Below are 16419 nucleotides of genomic sequence, written 5' to 3'. Positions count from 1 at the left end.
ACGCAGGAACAACAAACTCCGGAGAACCCATTCCGCCAAAGTTCTCCGGTCATAATGCCCTTATTTTCCGCTCTGCCCGGGAAAACCTTTTGAAATAATCTCTGAACCGAACTTCTCTTCAAGACCGGCCATTGTACGATGAAGTTCCTCCCTTTGTATATCCTGTTCATACGTGAACAGATCCAACTGTTTATAGGCCTGATCTATTGGAATGACATCGAGCCCCGTAACCCCGAGCAGTCTGACTGGATGATGATCCCAGTATTTATCCAGAAGGGCTGCGGCTTCAATGTAGATATCTTCTTTATTCCACAATGGGTTTAACAGCTTTCTGCTTCTTGTAATCGTTCTTCTGTTCTTATATCGTATCGTTATCTGGATATTACTGGAGCATACCTGTTTTCGTCTCATCCGCTCTTCGACTTTGGATGATAAACCTTTCAAAATGTCCAGCAGTTCCCGCCTTTGTGTAACGTCATAAGAAATGGTTGTTGAATTTCCTACGCTTTTGACTTCACTCGCGGCCTCCGGGTCAATATGACGCGGATCAATGCCATTTGCACGTTCATGGAGCTTCACACCATTCACACCAAAACGGTCTTTCAGAGATTCTTTAGGAGAAAAAGCAAGCTCACCAATCGTTGTGATCTGCATCTGCCTCATTTTCTCAGCGGTTTTGTTTCCTATGCCATGCATTTCTTCTACAGGGAGCGGCCACAGCTTCCTGGGAAGATCACGCTTTCTCAGCACGGTGATGCCAAGCGGCTTTTTCATATCACTGGCCATTTTGGCGAGAAACCGGCACGGAGCTACCCCTATACTTGCAGGCAGACCCAGCTCGCGCTGCAGTCTATTCTGAATTTCTTCAGCTAGTTTTACGACATCCCTTTTATGAAAAGCCTCTGTCACATCCATGTATCCTTCATCAATCGAAACAGGTTCGACGATATCCGTATACTCTTCCAGCAGTTCAAATATGCCGGCGGAAGCTTTTCTGTACTTGTCAAAGTCCGGCTTCCGCAGAAGCAGATCAGGGCATTTTTTTAGGGCTTCCCATACGGGCATGGTTGTTTTCACACCGTACTTTCTTGCTTCGTAGCTTGCAGTAACAACAATTCCTCTACGTTCCCGGGGGTTCCCCGCAATAACGAGCGGACGTCCCCGCAGTGAAGGGTCATGGTTCTGTTCCACACTGGCATAGAAACTGTTCATATCAACATGAAACACGATTTTTCCGTTCCAGGTCTTTTCCTCCATTTCCAGCCTCCTTCAGCCGGTTCAAAGCAGCTTCCCCTTTCTATGTGACGGCCATGAAATACCCAATTTCCATAAAAACGCTGGATCACCGGTTCAAAGAAGCGGCCTCTTCGATAATGGTTCCTACGAGTTCGGCGAGTTTCTTCAATTCAGCGACAGGCATTTTTTCATCTGTCGTATGAATATGTTCATATCCAACGGCAAGATTAACAGTCGGAATGCCGTAGCCGCTTATGATATTGGCATCACTTCCTCCTCCGCTCTGCAGCAGCTCCGGCTTTAATCCAATTGCTTCAGCTGCTTTGAAGGCAAGGGCGACAACCTGGTCTTCCACATTCAATTTATATCCGCTGTACATCAGGGTAACCTCCACTTCCGCAGTGGTTCCCATGCTTTCCGCCGCTTTTTGTACCGCTTCTTTCATTTTTTCGACTTGGGCATTCAGCTTCTCTTCCGATAACGAACGGGCTTCTGCCAGGATAGATACTTCATCACAGACCACATTGGTCGGTCCGCCTCCCTCGAATCGTCCGATGTTAGCAGTCGTTTCTTCATCAATCCGGCCGAGAGGCATTTTGCTGACCGCACGCGAGGCTGCCGTTATGGCAGAAATTCCTTTTTCCGGGGCAAGACCCGCATGAGCCTTTCTACCGTTCACCTTTATCTGCAGTTTACTTTGAAACGGGGCACTCGTTACAATATGACCAACGCTCCCATCGCTGTCCAGCGCATAACCCATTTTTGCCTGCAGCAATGATGTATCAAGCGCCTTTGCTCCTTTAAGACCTGATTCCTCCCCTACTGTAATAACAAATTGCACCGGGCCGTGCGGTTTGTTTTCCTCCTGCATCGAACGGATCGTTTCAAGCATAACAGCAAGGCCTGCTTTATCATCCGCTCCCAGTACTGTCGTACCGTCACTTTTAATCACACCGTCTTCCAGCACCGGACGAACATTCATTCCCGGTGTTACCGTATCCATGTGACTCGTAAAATAAATCATGTCGGCGTCTGAATGATTGCCATCCCCCGGCCACGTACAAATCAAGTTCCCCGCGCCATGGCCGGTCACCTCTGCCGCGTGGTCTTCTTCCACGACACATCCAAGCGATTCGAAACGCTCTTTCAAATGCTTGGCAATTTCCTGTTCAAAACCGGTCTCTGAATCGATCCGGACCAGTTCCATCATTTCTTCAGCAAGTCTCTCTTCGTTTATCATTTCGTTCATCTCCTGTGACATTGATTTATTCCACTTTAATTCATGGTTGAGGTTTATCCAGGCATTAAGTACAATACTAAGAAAGAGTTCGTCTGTGGAGGGATGTAAATGCCTAAGAAATTCCAAAGTATCATTATTTACATTATGATTATAACATTAGTCCTTGGTACTGTGCTTACCGGCGCGGCTGCATACTTTTAAAGCAGTTTTACAATAAAAGGACCCGGATTTCCGGGCCCTTTACAGCTTTTTTAAGTCTTCCTGTAGATAAAAAGGCTTCCTGTCATAAAGCACACCGCGTTTTTCCGCCAGAGCTTCCATGGATTGCGTGCTGCTTTCAATCCACACGTCCACCCCGTTTTCTACTTTCTCAAATAATTCATTCACATCCTGATTACGCATACGCACACACCCGTTTGATACGTAGCCTCCGATCGATGAAGGCCGGTTTGTTCCGTGAATGCCGTATACACGTCCGTTCGTGTTGTCCGCATCAAACCCAATCCACCTGCTTCCAAGCGGATTATCCGGACTTCCTCCTTTTATATCTTTTTTCCGGTAGTAGGGCCGGACCGCTTTAACAATGACCGTGAATTCCCCTTCCGGCGTCAGCTCCTCTTTTTTTCCGGTCGCAACCGGATACTCTTCCACAATACGACCTTCATGAATGTATGCGAGCGTATTGGAGCTTTTATTAATAATAATATAAGGATCCCCGGCTTCCGGAGCCGTGTTTAAAGGCCACAATACCGATAACACAAACATAAAAAGCAGTGTATGTCCTCCTGTCATGTCAGCCACACCTTCAAGCTGCAGGTAATCAGCTTTTTTTACTTAGCCTGCCTCTTTTTGCGGTCTCTATTCAGCCTTTTCCCTGAAACGGACCGTGTACGTGCAGAATCCGGTTTGAACCTTCTCTTCACAAGCAGATAGGATTCGAGCTCATTCATAATATAAAAAAGAGACGAGCGGACCTCAAACTCTTCCCGGGTTTTCGGCAGTTCCATTTCCTGTATTTCCTTTTTTAATTCATGCAGCTGATTGAGAAAATATTCTGCCGTATTGCCTGGTGACACTCCTTCGCTGGGTTCCTGAAGAAAAAGAGCCATTTTTCTTCCCTGTATCACGGTTTGATCCAGAGAGGAAATAAACGGGAGAATCCGCTTGATCACATCAAACTGCTTTTCCCGCATCTTAAAATAATGATAAAAGTAATCATCATTCCGCAGAAATTGATTTTCAATGTTATTCAACGCCATTCCTTTGGCTTCTTCAATGATGGCAGCGGCTTGCGCGATTTCTTTCCCGTCCCAGTTCACGTCCCCGTCTTTTAAGTAGGCGGCAAACTCCCGCCATATTTCTCGGAAACAATCCTCAAGATGCACCTGTTTCCAGATAAGATCATTCTCCCGGCTCGGCATGTACATGTTCATAACAAGTGCTACTCCTATGCCGATAATGATGAGAAGCATCTCATTGAGAATGATGGAATAGGAGATGTTTTCAAAGGTATACAAATGAAGGATGATAACAGCACTTGTCACAACCCCGCGTCTTACGCCGAGTGAGACAGCTGTGGGGATAAACAGTAGAAACAAAACGGCGATAGATACGAAATGATACCCCAGTCCTTCAAATATCACTCCTGCAAAGACTATCCCGATCAAACAAGCCACAAACCTCTCCCAGGAGTCTCTCACCGATTCCTTTTTTGTAACGGAAATACAAAGGATGGTGATGATTCCGGCAGATACATAAAATTCAAGAGACAACAGCTGCGCGGCAAATATAGAAAGGGCAGCCCCGACAGACGTTTTTACGGTTCGATAACCTATCTTCCACCCAGTCATAGGAACTCCTTTACTTGTGCCATGTTGTACCATAAAAAAACTGCACAATCCCCATGTGCAGCGTTTCATCCTATGTAGAAATCAATTGGTGGTGCGCCTACCAGGATTCGAACCTGGAATGCGAGAACCGGAATCTCGAGTGATATCCCTTTCACCATAGGCGCAATTATTTGTTGTCCCAAATTCAAGACATATTCCATTATAACGGAGGGTGGATGAAACGTCAAGGGAAAATAATGAATGTAAAGAAGGCTTTTCTTCAGGAAGCCTTCTTATTTTTTAACTCCCTCATCAAGCATGGCATCAAAACGTTGTTCAATATCGTCCTGGGTATATCCAAGCTGGTTGAGCTTCTTCGTGAAGTGACCGGCATACAGGTTCATCCGTTCACTCATTTTTTTGTACTTTTTCCGCTCCGCATTTTTCTCTGCCGTTTTTGCACGGTTTTGTGCATTGGACATAATACTTTCCACTACGAAAACGGACTCCCAGATTTCTGTTTCATCCGGTTCCTGCTGCTCATGATTGAGATAGTGCATTACTTTTTCATAAAAATCACGAAATTCTTCAAACTCAATTTCCGTATCCATATTCAGGTATTCCTGAATCTTTAAGTAAAGCTCGTTCATCGCTACTCCGTCCTTTATGTAAAATCAAGACATGCCTAATCGTACCACACACCCGGCACAGAGAGCAAGCTGATCTCTGAAATCACACCCTTTCGGCCGGATGCGATTAAAAAAGGCCGCCTTTTTGAGACGGCCCTGTTTTTATCAGCAATGTTCATCCAATGCTTTTTCGAGCTGCTGCACAACTTCGATTGGCTCGTGGCCCTCGATTTCATGACGTTCCACCATGCGTTTGATTTCCCCGTCTTTTATCAGAGCGAATGATGGAGAAGATGGAGCATAGCCGGTGAAGTAAGATCTTGCTGTATCTGTTGCTTCTTTATCCTGCCCGGCAAATACAGTTACGAAACGGTCCGGCTGCTTTTCATAGTTTTTCATATAAGCGGCCGCTGGACGTGCGATACCACCGGCACAGCCGCAGACAGAGTTGACCATCACAAGCGTTGTTCCATCCTCGGAAAGAGTGCTGTCGACTTCTTCCGGTGTGCCGAGAGGGGTGTAACCGGCATCTTCCATCTCTTGTCTTGCAGGACCTACGATATCATTGACATAGAAATTAAAATCCATGTTTTATCATCCTTTCTTTTCAAAGTGATTCCCTATTATTGTAGCTCATAAGCTCAAAGCAGTACAAGCAACAGAGCTTGAAGGTCTCGGACTGATTTCTAATAAATATGCTCCCGGTCCAGTTGAAATGCTTCGAGCTTCTCTTTGATGCGGGCAAGAAAACGTCCGCATATCAAACCGTCTAAAATGCGGTGGTCCAGGGAAAGACAAAGGTTGACCATGCTGCGGATCGCTACCATATCATCCTGAACAACAACCGGCTTTTTAATAATCGATTCAATGGAGAGGATCGCAGCCTGAGGGTGGTTTACAATCGGCATCGACTGAACCGATCCAAAAGAACCCGTATTGTTTATCGTGAACGTCCCGCCCTGCATTTCATCTTCTTTTAATTGTCCGAGCCGAGCTTTTTTTGCAAGAGAATAAACTTCTTTCCCGAGCCCCTTAATGCTTTTTTCGTCGGCGTTTTTAATAACTGGAACATAGAGGGAATCTTCCGCCGCGACCGCAATGGAAATATTGATATCTTTTTTATGAATGATTTTGTCTCCGCCCCAGACAGAGTTTACCTCCGGAAACTCTTTAAGCGTTTCTACGATGGCTTTCATGAAAAAGGGCATAAAGGTAAGAGAAAAACCTTCTTTTTCTTTAAATTCGTCTTTTATGCGATCCCGGTAGGCGACAATATTGGAAACATCGACTTCCACCATCGTCCAGGCATGAGGAATTTCCTCCTTGCTCTTCACCATGTTGGAGGCAATGGCTTTTCTCATCTGGGTAAGAGGGATTTCTTTATCCTCAGATAAAGCTTCCATCTCTTCAGGTGGTTTTGTCCTGTACGTCGGATAACGGGCCGGATCTTCTTTCGGCTCTTCTGTTTTTGGTTCCGGTTCTGGTGCAGGCGCGGAAGCTATGTGGTTTTCCACATCTTTTCGTGTAATCCGGCCCCCGCGTCCAGACCCCTGCAGCCGGGTCAAATCGATATCATTCTCCTGTGCCAGCCGCATAACTGCCGGAGAATAACGGGTTTTCATCGACTGCTCTTCTTTAGGCTCTGGTTCTTTTTGATCCGTTTCTCCAGCGGTTTCCTGTTTGTCATCGTTTTGGGAATCTTCCCTTTTTTCTCCCGTGTCGATATAACAGATCAGCTCTCCCACCTGAACGGTTTCATCTTCCTCTGCGACAAGCTCCTGAATAACGCCCGCAAACGATGATGGTACTTCCGCGTTCACCTTATCTGTTGTCACATCTGCAATAGGATCATATTTATCCACCCGGTCACCCGGTTGAACGAGCCATTTCGTGATCGTACCTTCTGTTACACTTTCCCCGAGCTGGGGCATCTTGATTTGTTCGGACATGGGATTCTCCTCCTAAAACTCCGCTAAATCCCGGATCGCTGCTTCCACTTTTTCCGGGTTCATCATAAAATGTTTCTCCATCGGCGGAGCGTAAGGCATGGACGGTACATCGGGACCTGCCAGACGCTGCACCGGCGCATCCAGGTCAAACAGGCAGTGTTCACCAATAACAGCGGCCACTTCACCCATCAGACTCCCCTCTTTATTGTCTTCTGTTACGAGCAGTACTTTTCCCGTTTTGGAAGCAGCCTCCACCACTGCTTCCCTATCCAGAGGGTAAACCGTGCGAAGATCGAGAACATGGCTGGAAATCCCTTCATCTTCCAGCTTCTCTGCTGCCTGCATGGCAAACTGGAGACAGAGCCCGTAACTGATAACTGTAACATCAGTCCCCTCTTTTTTCACGTCAGCTTTTCCTATCGGGAGTGTATAATCGTGATCAGGTACGTCCCCTTTTATTAAGCGGTACGCCCGTTTATGCTCAAAGAACAGAACCGGATCCGGATCGCGGACGGCCGCTTTGAGAAGACCTTTTACGTCATACGGGGTGGAGGGCATGACGATTTTAAGACCCGGTACATGATTAAACAAAGATTCCACCGACTGCGAATGGTACAACGCCCCGTGCACGCCTCCTCCGTACGGAGCGCGAACGGTAATCGGGCTCGTCCAGTCGTTGTTGGAACGATACCGTGTCTTCGCAGCTTCCGAGATAATCTGATTGACAGCCGGCAGCATGAAATCCGCAAACTGCATCTCAGCGATCGGTTTCATCCCATACATGGCTGCACCGATACCAACACCTGCAATCGCAGATTCCGCCAGAGGTGTATCAATAACCCGTTCTTCCCCGAATGTTTCAAAAAGCCCTTTCGTCGCCCCGAAGACACCGCCCCGGGCACCGACATCTTCACCGAGCACGAATACTTTCTCATCTCTTGTCATTTCTTCGCGCATAGCTGCGGTCACTGCTTCTATATACGTCATCACTGCCATCTACGCTCACCGTCCTGTTGGGCATATACATAATCAAGCACACTTTCCGGTGTTCCGTAAGGAGCCTCTTCCGCCTGTTCTGTTGCGTCATCCACTGTACGCTTGATACGCTCAAGCATCTCCTGTTCACCGGCTTCTGTTAATACGCCGTTTTCTTTCAGATATGCAGAAAAAGTATGAACAGCGTCTTCTTGTTTCGCCTGTTCGACTTCTTCCTTTGAGCGGTAGAAGCTGTCGTCATCGTCGCTGGAGTGTGGAGTGAGACGGTAGGTCATGGTTTCAATAAGTGTCGGCCCTTCTCCGTTGCGCGCGCGGTCCGCTGCCTGCTTCACTGCTTCATACACAGCAAGAGGATCGTTTCCATCTACGGTGACGCCGGGCATTCCATAACCTGCCGCCCGGTCCGATACATATTCACTGCCGGACTGTTTGTCCATCGGTACAGAAATGGCGTATTTATTGTTCTCACAGAAAAAAATGACCGGTAGGTTATGTATGCCGGCGAAATTGGCACCTTCATGAAAGTCTCCCTGGCTGGCCGATCCTTCTCCAAAACTGACTAAAGTGACAAAATCTTTTTTCTCCATTTTGGCGGCAAGACCGAACCCTGCGGCATGCGGAAGCTGAGTCGTAACCGGAGAGGATCCGCTCACAATTCTGTTTTCTTTCTGTCCGAAATGGCCGGGCATCTGCCGGCCTCCGGAGTTTGGATCCGGTGCTTTAGCGAATCCCTGCATCATCAGATCGACGGGCGTCATGCCGAAATGCAGCACAAGGCCCAGGTCCCGGTAATACGGAAGAATGTAGTCCTTTTCGGTTTCAAGTGCCATGGCGGCACCCACCTGCGCTCCTTCCTGCCCCTGACACGAAACGACAAAGGGAATCTTGCCGGCTCTGTTCAAGAGCCACATTCTTTCGTCGATTTTTCTCGCCAGCAGCATCGTTTCATACATGGAGAGCACCCGGTCTTTTGATAAACCGAATCTTTCAATTGATGGTGAGGACATATGAATTACCTCCAGTTTTCATTTATTAAAAATGTATCGCTTTATTCTCTGCAGCCAGTGCAGCCTCCCCATAAATTTCTGACAGGGAAGGATGGGGATGAATCGTCTCGGACAGCTCCGTATTGGCCGCATCCACGAGCATCGCAAGAGAAGCTTCCGATATTAACTCGGTGACACCACTCCCGAACATGTGAACACCGAGAAGATCATCATTAGCTCCATTGACGATGAGTTTCACGAAACCATCCGTGTGCCCCTGTACGACAGCCCGGCCTATTGCCTGAAAAGGAATACGTGGAGTCTTCACCGATTCGTATCTTTCTTCCGCCTGTTCCTGGGTCCAGCCGATGGACGCCGTTTCCGGACGGCTGTAAGTGCATCTTGGGACCCGGGCTGGGTCCAGAGGTTCACAACTGCCTGTCAGAATATCATTCACCGCGTTCATACCTTCGCGGGAGGCCGTGTGCGCAAGCTGCATCCCTTTTTGTACGTCTCCGATGGCATATATGTGTGTTTCTTTCGTACGGCATTTTTCATCTGTTACGACAAGGCCGTTTTCCGTGTCAATATCCGTATTTTCAATCCCGATATCTTCTATGTTTGCCCGGCGGCCGATGCACAGCAAAACTTTTTCGGCAGTCAGATCAAGCCCTTCTCCATCCTGTTCTATACGCAGCGTTACCCGGCCTGAGTCTGATTGCTTTTTCTCCTGTACCGAACTGTTTGTATAAACGTGAACCCCTCTGTCTTTAAGAGTCTTTTCCACTTCTTTTGAAATGTCTTTGTCTTCCTGGGGCAGAAGCCGGGATGTATATTCAACCATAGTCACATCTACACCGAAGTCAGACATCATGGAAGCAAACTCGACGCCGATCACTCCACCTCCGACAATCATCAGTGAAGCCGGAAGTTCACGAAGATGAAGGGCATGATCGGAAGTCAGAATGCTTTTTCCATCTGCTTCTATTCCCGCAAGCTGCCTGGGTCTTGAACCTGTGGCAATCATAACATGTTTCGGGAGCAGCATGGCATTTTCCTGCCTGTTATTCATTTCCACCGATACTGTTCCTGCTCTTGGTGAAAAAATGGAGGGGCCGAGTATCCTCCCGGTTCCCTTATAGACATCGATATTTTCCCTGTTCATCAGATTACGTACACCGCGGTGAAGCTGTTCCACGACACTGTCTTTGCGGTCTTGGACCTTATCGAATTCAAGCGTGACATCGGAGGCGGAAATGCCGTATTGGGCGCTTTCCTGCATCTCTGTATACATTTCTGCACTTTTCAACAGTGATTTGCTCGGGATACAGCCCTGATGCAGACACGTTCCTCCTTCCCGATCTTTTTCGACAACGGCCGTTTTCAGGCCTTCCTGAGCTGCCTTTACCGCCGCCGTATAGCCGCCGGTACCAGCTCCTATTATGACCAGGTCATATTCTTCAGGCAATTCAATCCCTCCTTCTCTATTGTTACATGTATCTATGTAAAAACTGTAGCATGTTTAGAACGACTTCTTCCAGCAATTCGGCAGGACATCTTTTCAGTATTTCATTTTAACATTTTATTCTGCTTTCATGTACAGGCATTTATAACTTGCGCCGCCGCTTTTCATCCATTACAATAAATTTGAAAAAAGGGCAGACGACTCTGCCGCAGGCATTCTGCGTACAGCAGGATGCATTACCCGTTTCAAACAAGGAGAATGCCCATGCGCATCATCGCGTTACTGATACTTGTCATACCGGGCTTCCTGTCCGTCGTGGGAATAAAACTGATGAGAGACACATTATTTCAGATTCAGCATCCCCCGTTTCCAGCTCTATGGATGCAGTTTACCGGAGGTTTTCTGCTTCTCGTATTTGGTATCTGGTTTATTGCCGGATTCGTGCTGCACCGGGACCGTAAAAATAATAAGCCGGGCATCCGCCGCAGAGTAAAATCGAAATAGCCGGATTCCCGCTATTTTTTTCTCCCGGCCTGATCCAAACCGGCGAGAAGCGGGATCCTGGTGATGGCATGGTGGAAAGAGAAATATTCTGAAAGTACCGTAAGAAGAGCATAGACAATAATAATAAACCATTGAACAAACAGAGGGAGTATGAAGACGGCTGCCCACGCCATTGCCGCCCCTGCAGCAGCAGCTCCGTTGTCTCCAAGAAGAGTGCGTTCCGTCCCTTCAAGCACAGCCCATGCTGCGCCTCCGATGAGCGCCAGCCCTGCCGCGGACAACGGCACGCCCCCGCCCTCTTTTATAAAAAACAAAAACAACGCAGCATGACAGGCCGACCATTTCCATACCCGCAGTGGTCTTGTATCGAGCAGATTACAAACATGAGGAGAAAGAACAAACAGCAGAAAAGCAGCTGCTATGCCGGCAGCCTGCTCACCTGCATACACCGCTGCCCAGGCTGAAGCCGGTAATGTAATGACTATTTTTACGACACCGGTGGTAAGCCTTTTTTTGTTTTTAATCAATCGGAGATGACCCTGGATTCCTTTCGGATACGTACTTCCTTTTATATCATCGATCCAGCCTGCCGTCCAAACGGCACCAGTATACACAAAAAATACTCCTGCTTCCGGCGTCCGCCCGTACAATGTATACAGCCAAACGAAAAGAAGCAGGAAAGCACCAGCTGAAAATGTCACCGTCCGTCCTCTGTAATTGCTGACATTCCATTCCATCCACCGAAACAACCGGGAAACCGCTGCCCAGTAAAGAAATATTACCGCGGAGCAGAGGATGATCGTCCGTATTTCCTCAAACAACGTTCCACCTCCAGCCATTGTCTCCCCCGGTGTATAAATCCGGTGAGACCTGCCCCTTTGCCCTGATGCAAAAAAGGAGCCTCCACTTCCTGAATCAGCAGGCCTGTCTCGTGTGCATGAAGATTCATCATGGTTTCAAGGGCAAAGCGCTCTGCCTGAACATGATGAAACAAGTCAAGATGCTCCCGGAAAAAAGCCCGCTGCCCGGATAACGGCATGTCTAAAGAAAGGCCGCACCTCTCTCTCATAGCGTGCTGCACCCTTTTTTTCAGGAATCCCATTCCTTCTCGTTTTTTTGAACGCGCCGTTCCAATCACCAGATCCGCTGTGCCTTGATACAATGGATCCAGCAGCAGGGCACCATGAACAGCACTCTCACCCAGATCCGCATCGAGGGTGACGATAACGTCTCCACCGGCTGCCATCCAACCAGCTTTCGCTGCTGCGGTTTTTCCCTGATTCTTTATGAACGATACAGCGGTATCACATGTATATTCCAGGATCCGCCCGGTCCGGTCGCTGCTGCCGTCGTTGACTCCAATAATCTCGCCGGCCCATCCGCCGTTCCGGACAGCGTGTATTGTTTTTCGAACATGTTGTTCTTCATTAAACGCAGGAATGATGACACTGACATTCACGACTTTGAACTTCCTCCTTCCAATCGGCGGAGCACTGCTGTTTCTCTGAATGGAAAAGGATGCCGGCGTTTTGTTTTTTCCTTTGTCCTCCGCCTTTTACCATACCAGTTTCCAGCATGATGTATCCCCTTTAGATCAATAAAACGACTGCCGGCAAGCATCCGCATTAACAGCGAAGATCCCATCCCTTTTCTTCCTTTGCAAAGATATTCTTCCATATCACGGTGGCCTCCCACCATATAAATTCTCGACGCGTCTTCTTTCAGCGCGAACGCTGCAGCAACGTCTTCACTTAACCCGGTAAACTGGATCATGTCCGCATCCACATGACAGCGGTTGATCTTTTGAAGTCCTGGAGCTTCTCCATGAGGTCCCTGATGTACAAATAATTGAGCGCCGCATTGCAGCGAGGTCGAACTGACAGAATCCATGTCGCCAATGATATAATCAGGCTGGATCCCGATGCGCCTCATACCATCAGCTGCCCCGTCTACCGCAATCCAGCACGTATTTCCCGGAAGAATATAATTCTTTGCAACATCAAGGTCTTTTATATAATCCGCCCCCCGAATCACAATACATACGTCTCTGCCGGCGAATAAGCTTCCACTTTCCCATGCGTGCCACTGCTCCAAAAAGGACGACAGTTCCCTTCCGGCATGGGCAAGGCTGTTCTGCATGAAGGACTCCAATAAATCTCCCCGCCTTGATTCCGCCTGGTTTTTCAAGCTGTCTATCCGTTCTCCGGTATAACGCATGAGAAGCGCCATTTCCAAAAGCCTGCCGCTGTAAAGAAGAAACAGTCTGCTGCCACGGATTTCAACGTCTCTTTCATGAATACACGAACCGATCCCTTCTGTCTGTATGTCAAAAACGGGAATGTTTTCGTCTATCAGACGCTGCACACCATCCTGCGGAATACGGCCGCTCATGGAAACTTTTATGTTCAGCACAGCACCGGCGCCGGCATGAATCAAACTGTCTGCTGCCGCTGCATCGATATCTTCATGGCAAAGGACCGCAATCTCTCCCGGATTAAGCACGTATGCAAGCTGTTTCGTCCATTCATGATATTTGGCTCTTCCTGTCCATTTTTCCACTCTTTTCGCCTCCTTTCCCTAGTATGGACAGAAAACAGGGGAAAACATGCATAAATGCAACAGAAAGATGCCACGTTAGTACAACGGGCTCGTAAAGGAGGGAAAACATGTTTCAGTACATGGAATCCAGACACGGATTTGACATGTATGTCAGTACCTATAATGGGGAGAACTACACCATTCAGTATGATCCGGAAAAAGAGCGCATTGAACAGATGAGACCGATTAACGACAGACTGGCTGCACTGTTTCATTCCTATATTCAGGAATAGAAAAATGCGGGGGATGCCCTCTTCGTTTCAAAAAATGACTGTGGAACACAATCAATATCCATAAAAAAACCTCCTATCCAAGGGTGAACCCAGAAATAGGAGGTATCTTATCATTTATGATTCGAACGTTTGTCAACTCACCATATGTTCAAGCCGTAATTTGTCAGCGACCATTGCGATAAATTCACTGTTGGTGGGCTTGGCTTTGGATACGTTGACGGTGTAACCGAACATCCGGGATATAGAATCCACGTTGCCGCGGCTCCAGGCTACTTCAATGGCATGACGAATGGCGCGCTCCACTCTGCTGGAAGTTGTGTCATATTTCTTGGCAATATCGGGATACAGCACTTTTGTAATGGAGCCGAGCAGGTCGATATCATTATACACCATCGTTATGGCTTCGCGCAGATACATATATCCCTTAATATGCGCGGGAACGCCAATTTCATGGATAATATTCGTAATGCTCTGGCTTAGATTGACTGTTCCCGTTTTCTCCGGGGTTTCTCTGATAACACTGCCATTTGGAACAAACGAAGACATCTGCTCCTGACTGACTTCCCTGATGTTGGAAATCAGAGTCTCCATGTCAAACGGTTTAAGTACGTAATAAGCGGCCCCCAGGTTTACCGCTTTTTTTGTTACTTCCTCCTGGCCGAAAGCGGTCAGCATAATAATTTTAGGCATTGGAGCAGAAGCGGTATACAGTTTCTCAAGAACCGCAAGACCATCAAGATGAGGCATAATAATGTCAAGAACGAGGACATCCGGACTGGAATCCTCTACGATTTTCAAACACTCCTGCCCGTTGTACGCATATCCTGTCACTTCCATGTCTCCCTGAGCGCCGATGTACTCATTCAAAAGGCCGACCAATTCTCTGTTGTCATCGGCCACACATACTTTAATGTTACTACTCACTGGCATGTACCTCCTCAATTTTAATTACAAGGTTTCACTCTCAGTATTTTATTTCAACAACAATACCAATAACCCTTCAAATTTTTCAAATTTCTTTAAAAAAATTGATTAGAAAGTGTTATCTCTACATTTCTTTGATTTGCGACTTTATTCGACGTTTGACCCGTATTAAGTATGTATTTGTCGAAAAATCTTTTCATATTCAGTTTACCATACTTTCCACTATAAAATAATTGGTCGACTGATGATACAAATGAACAAAAGAGACTGGGACAAAAATAAAAATAGTAATGTGAACACGAACAATTTTAAATTCTAAATGAAAGAGCACTGATAAAGCGTAGTCAAAATACTTCGACTCCAGCGGGAAGAGCTGCGACTGAAGATCCCTTCATACGGGTGATAGCCCGTATGAAGAAGCTGAAGCGCTGCCCGCGGCAAAGAAGACACGATGAGCCCCAGCGAATCGATGTCGCGCTTGTACTCTGGAGTGAAAGCGAAGGATTTTGACGGAGCGGTGCACGATGCAGAACAAAAATTCCGAACAACTCCCCCGGAATCGTTCGGAATTTTTTATTCATTTAATGGTTTTGTCCCAGGCTCTTTTATCACGATGCAGCATTATTGCGCTGTTCCTGGAATGTATCTATTCCTGCTTCTTCAAGCATCCATTCAATGTGGCACGCATAGCCGGATGAGGAATCATTCACAAACACATGGGTTACAGCGCCTGCAATTTTTCCATTCTGAATGATCGGGCTGCCGCTCATTCCCTGAATAATACCACCTGTTTTCTCCATGAGTTCATCGTCTTTTACCTTAATGACCATTCCTTTTGAAGCTGCTTTCATCTGTGGCATGGACTGTACAATTTCGATATCAAAAGCCTCGACTTTTTCTCCTTCCAGCACCGTCAGTATCTTTGCCGGACCGGTTTTTACTTCGTCGGCAAACGCTACCGGCATAGGTTCGCGCTCGTTTAATTTATCCGGGCTTAATGTGCCGAACACCCCAAAAGACGTATTTTTTGTCACGTTTCCAAGCGGCTCCTGATCCCTTGAAAGCGACGCCTGTTTTTCTCCCGGTTTCCCGTCACTGCCCCGTTCAATCGATGTGACACTTGACTTCATGACTTTTCCGTTGTCAACAGATATAGGTTTTTTTGTATCAGCATCAGCTATGACATGCCCCAGGGCGCCGAATTTTCCTTCGTCTGGTTCATAAAAACTTAACGTGCCGATTCCCGAAGCGGCGTTGCGGATGTAAGCTCCCATTACCTTTTTGTCTTTTTCGCTGTGAAGGGGAATCTTTTTTTCGATTACCTTTTGTTTTCGTCTTACCTTTACTTTTATTTCGTTTTTTTCTTTGTTATCGACCATCTTCACAACATCTTCGAGATCCTTTATTTCTTCTCCATCCATTTCAATGATTTGATCACCGGCTTCCAACCCGGCTTCTTCGGCTGGTGAGTAACGCCTGCCATCAGAGAGAATATCGTGGAAACCGATTATCATGACTCCCTTGGACTGCAGTTTCACCCCGATCGATTGGCCGCCTGGTATCACACGAAGCTCAGGAATTTTATTTATTTCCGTTCGTTTCGCGGGCAGCATGCCTGCTTTCACAGCTGCCGAAGAAGGTGTAATATCTGTGACTTTCCAGTCCTCATCTTTTTCCGCCTTTTTAAAATATTCTGCGGCTGTTTCGAAAGTTGTAATCTGATTCGGTATTTTTAAATAAGACTGCACGGTATCATTCATTAAGAGTGCTGCAAATAAAGCTAATAAAAAAAGCCCTGCCGCTTTTCTCCCCCAATCCATATCCTTTCCT

At 47.1% G+C, this 16419-nt stretch carries 18 protein-coding genes and 1 tRNA gene; 3 read left to right on the top strand and 16 right to left on the bottom strand.

Annotated features, from left to right (window positions below):
• Positions 1–60 precede the first annotated feature (60 nt).
• Positions 61–1257 (bottom strand): DNA polymerase IV, encoded by a 1197-nt coding sequence (locus BM124_RS04130; RefSeq protein ID WP_093335431.1) that lies wholly within the window; start codon positions 1255–1257, stop codon positions 61–63.
• An 85-nt stretch (positions 1258–1342) separates the two neighbouring features.
• Positions 1343–2476, bottom strand: coding sequence for a M20/M25/M40 family metallo-hydrolase (locus tag BM124_RS04125; RefSeq protein WP_093335429.1), 1134 nt, complete (start codon positions 2474–2476; stop codon positions 1343–1345).
• A gap of 108 nt (positions 2477–2584) precedes the next feature.
• Here BM124_RS04125 and prli42 point away from each other — a divergent pair, with 108 nt between their 5' ends.
• Entirely contained in the window at positions 2585–2677 is a 93-nt protein-coding gene (gene prli42, locus BM124_RS18770; protein WP_170840954.1) for a stressosome-associated protein Prli42, read from the top strand.
• A gap of 39 nt (positions 2678–2716) precedes the next feature.
• Here the strand turns inward: prli42 and BM124_RS04120 are convergent, their stop codons facing one another.
• The 9 genes from BM124_RS04120 to lpdA all read right to left on the bottom strand — a co-directional run bounded on the left by BM124_RS04120 (position 2717) and on the right by lpdA (position 10333).
• Positions 2717–3268, bottom strand: a complete 552-nt coding sequence (locus BM124_RS04120) for a L,D-transpeptidase (protein ID WP_093335428.1) — start codon at positions 3266–3268, stop codon at positions 2717–2719.
• Between the two features lie 38 nt (positions 3269–3306).
• Positions 3307–4326, bottom strand: coding sequence for an aromatic acid exporter family protein (locus BM124_RS04115; protein ID WP_093335426.1), 1020 nt, complete (start codon positions 4324–4326; stop codon positions 3307–3309).
• A gap of 89 nt (positions 4327–4415) precedes the next feature.
• A tRNA-Arg gene (locus tag BM124_RS04110) sits at positions 4416–4490 on the bottom strand.
• A gap of 108 nt (positions 4491–4598) precedes the next feature.
• Entirely contained in the window at positions 4599–4955 is a 357-nt protein-coding gene (locus tag BM124_RS04105) for a hypothetical protein (RefSeq protein ID WP_093335425.1), read from the bottom strand.
• Between the two features lie 144 nt (positions 4956–5099).
• On the bottom strand, positions 5100–5522 hold the full coding sequence (locus BM124_RS04100; protein WP_093335423.1) for a BrxA/BrxB family bacilliredoxin: 423 nt from the start codon (positions 5520–5522) through the stop codon (positions 5100–5102).
• A 98-nt stretch (positions 5523–5620) separates the two neighbouring features.
• Positions 5621–6883, bottom strand: a complete 1263-nt coding sequence (locus tag BM124_RS04095) for a dihydrolipoamide acetyltransferase family protein (protein WP_093335422.1) — start codon at positions 6881–6883, stop codon at positions 5621–5623.
• 12 nt (positions 6884–6895) lie between these two features.
• Complete coding sequence (locus BM124_RS04090; protein WP_093335420.1) at positions 6896–7879, bottom strand: alpha-ketoacid dehydrogenase subunit beta; 984 nt, start codon at positions 7877–7879, stop codon at positions 6896–6898.
• Positions 7870–8886, bottom strand: coding sequence for a thiamine pyrophosphate-dependent dehydrogenase E1 component subunit alpha (locus BM124_RS04085; RefSeq protein WP_093335419.1), 1017 nt, complete (start codon positions 8884–8886; stop codon positions 7870–7872). Before BM124_RS04085 ends, BM124_RS04090 begins: the two co-directional genes overlap by 10 nt.
• 25 nt (positions 8887–8911) lie before the next feature.
• Positions 8912–10333, bottom strand: coding sequence for a dihydrolipoyl dehydrogenase (lpdA, locus tag BM124_RS04080; RefSeq protein WP_093335417.1), 1422 nt, complete (start codon positions 10331–10333; stop codon positions 8912–8914).
• A 261-nt stretch (positions 10334–10594) separates the two neighbouring features.
• On the opposite strand from lpdA, the gene BM124_RS04075 reads away from it, so the two are divergent.
• On the top strand, positions 10595–10834 hold the full coding sequence (locus BM124_RS04075) for a DUF2627 domain-containing protein (protein ID WP_244504221.1): 240 nt from the start codon (positions 10595–10597) through the stop codon (positions 10832–10834).
• A gap of 11 nt (positions 10835–10845) precedes the next feature.
• On the opposite strand, the gene BM124_RS04070 is transcribed toward BM124_RS04075, so the two are convergent.
• From BM124_RS04070 to steA, 3 genes are read right to left on the bottom strand one after another with little or no spacing between them, the layout of a single operon-like run.
• Positions 10846–11655, bottom strand: a complete 810-nt coding sequence (locus tag BM124_RS04070; RefSeq protein WP_093335415.1) for a hypothetical protein — start codon at positions 11653–11655, stop codon at positions 10846–10848.
• Positions 11613–12293 (bottom strand): glycosyltransferase family 2 protein, encoded by a 681-nt coding sequence (locus BM124_RS04065; RefSeq protein ID WP_170840953.1) that lies wholly within the window; start codon positions 12291–12293, stop codon positions 11613–11615. The genes BM124_RS04070 and BM124_RS04065 overlap by 43 nt, the downstream gene beginning before the upstream one ends.
• Complete coding sequence (gene steA / locus BM124_RS04060; protein ID WP_093335412.1) at positions 12290–13393, bottom strand: putative cytokinetic ring protein SteA; 1104 nt, start codon at positions 13391–13393, stop codon at positions 12290–12292. Before steA ends, BM124_RS04065 begins: the two co-directional genes overlap by 4 nt.
• Before the next feature lie 107 nt (positions 13394–13500).
• Here steA and BM124_RS18765 point away from each other — a divergent pair, with 107 nt between their 5' ends.
• On the top strand, positions 13501–13665 hold the full coding sequence (locus BM124_RS18765) for a hypothetical protein (protein WP_170840952.1): 165 nt from the start codon (positions 13501–13503) through the stop codon (positions 13663–13665).
• A gap of 132 nt (positions 13666–13797) precedes the next feature.
• Here BM124_RS18765 and spo0A read toward each other — a convergent pair whose 3' ends face one another.
• Positions 13798–14589, bottom strand: a complete 792-nt coding sequence (spo0A, locus tag BM124_RS04055; RefSeq protein ID WP_244504220.1) for a sporulation transcription factor Spo0A — start codon at positions 14587–14589, stop codon at positions 13798–13800.
• Positions 14590–15197: 608 nt separating this feature from the next.
• Entirely contained in the window at positions 15198–16409 is a 1212-nt protein-coding gene (spoIVB, locus tag BM124_RS04050; protein WP_093335409.1) for a SpoIVB peptidase, read from the bottom strand.
• Positions 16410–16419: the final 10 nt, after the last annotated feature.

It is taken from the genome of Salibacterium halotolerans (assembly GCF_900115625.1).
In the GTDB taxonomy this organism is placed as follows: domain Bacteria; phylum Bacillota; class Bacilli; order Bacillales; family Marinococcaceae; genus Salibacterium; species Salibacterium halotolerans.
This window is presented reverse-complemented; position numbering and strand designations above follow the sequence as displayed.

Bases quoted from the DNA above. Each gene is read 5' to 3' on its own strand.
- BM124_RS04130 (WP_093335431.1), bottom strand. From the start codon at position 1,257: ATGGAGGAAAAGACCTGGAACGGAAAAATCGTGTTTCATGTTGATATG.
- BM124_RS04125 (WP_093335429.1), bottom strand. From the start codon at position 2,476: ATGATAAACGAAGAGAGACTTGCTGAAGAAATGATGGAACTGGTCCGG.
- prli42 (WP_170840954.1), top strand. From the start codon at position 2,585: ATGCCTAAGAAATTCCAAAGTATCATTATTTACATTATGATTATAACA.
- BM124_RS04120 (WP_093335428.1), bottom strand. From the start codon at position 3,268: ATGACAGGAGGACATACACTGCTTTTTATGTTTGTGTTATCGGTATTG.
- BM124_RS04115 (WP_093335426.1), bottom strand. From the start codon at position 4,326: ATGACTGGGTGGAAGATAGGTTATCGAACCGTAAAAACGTCTGTCGGG.
- BM124_RS04105 (WP_093335425.1), bottom strand. From the start codon at position 4,955: ATGAACGAGCTTTACTTAAAGATTCAGGAATACCTGAATATGGATACG.
- BM124_RS04100 (WP_093335423.1), bottom strand. From the start codon at position 5,522: ATGGATTTTAATTTCTATGTCAATGATATCGTAGGTCCTGCAAGACAA.
- BM124_RS04095 (WP_093335422.1), bottom strand. From the start codon at position 6,883: ATGTCCGAACAAATCAAGATGCCCCAGCTCGGGGAAAGTGTAACAGAA.
- BM124_RS04090 (WP_093335420.1), bottom strand. From the start codon at position 7,879: ATGGCAGTGATGACGTATATAGAAGCAGTGACCGCAGCTATGCGCGAA.
- BM124_RS04085 (WP_093335419.1), bottom strand. From the start codon at position 8,886: ATGTCCTCACCATCAATTGAAAGATTCGGTTTATCAAAAGACCGGGTG.
- BM124_RS04075 (WP_244504221.1), top strand. From the start codon at position 10,595: ATGCGCATCATCGCGTTACTGATACTTGTCATACCGGGCTTCCTGTCC.
- BM124_RS18765 (WP_170840952.1), top strand. From the start codon at position 13,501: ATGTTTCAGTACATGGAATCCAGACACGGATTTGACATGTATGTCAGT.
- spoIVB (WP_093335409.1), bottom strand. From the start codon at position 16,409: ATGGATTGGGGGAGAAAAGCGGCAGGGCTTTTTTTATTAGCTTTATTT.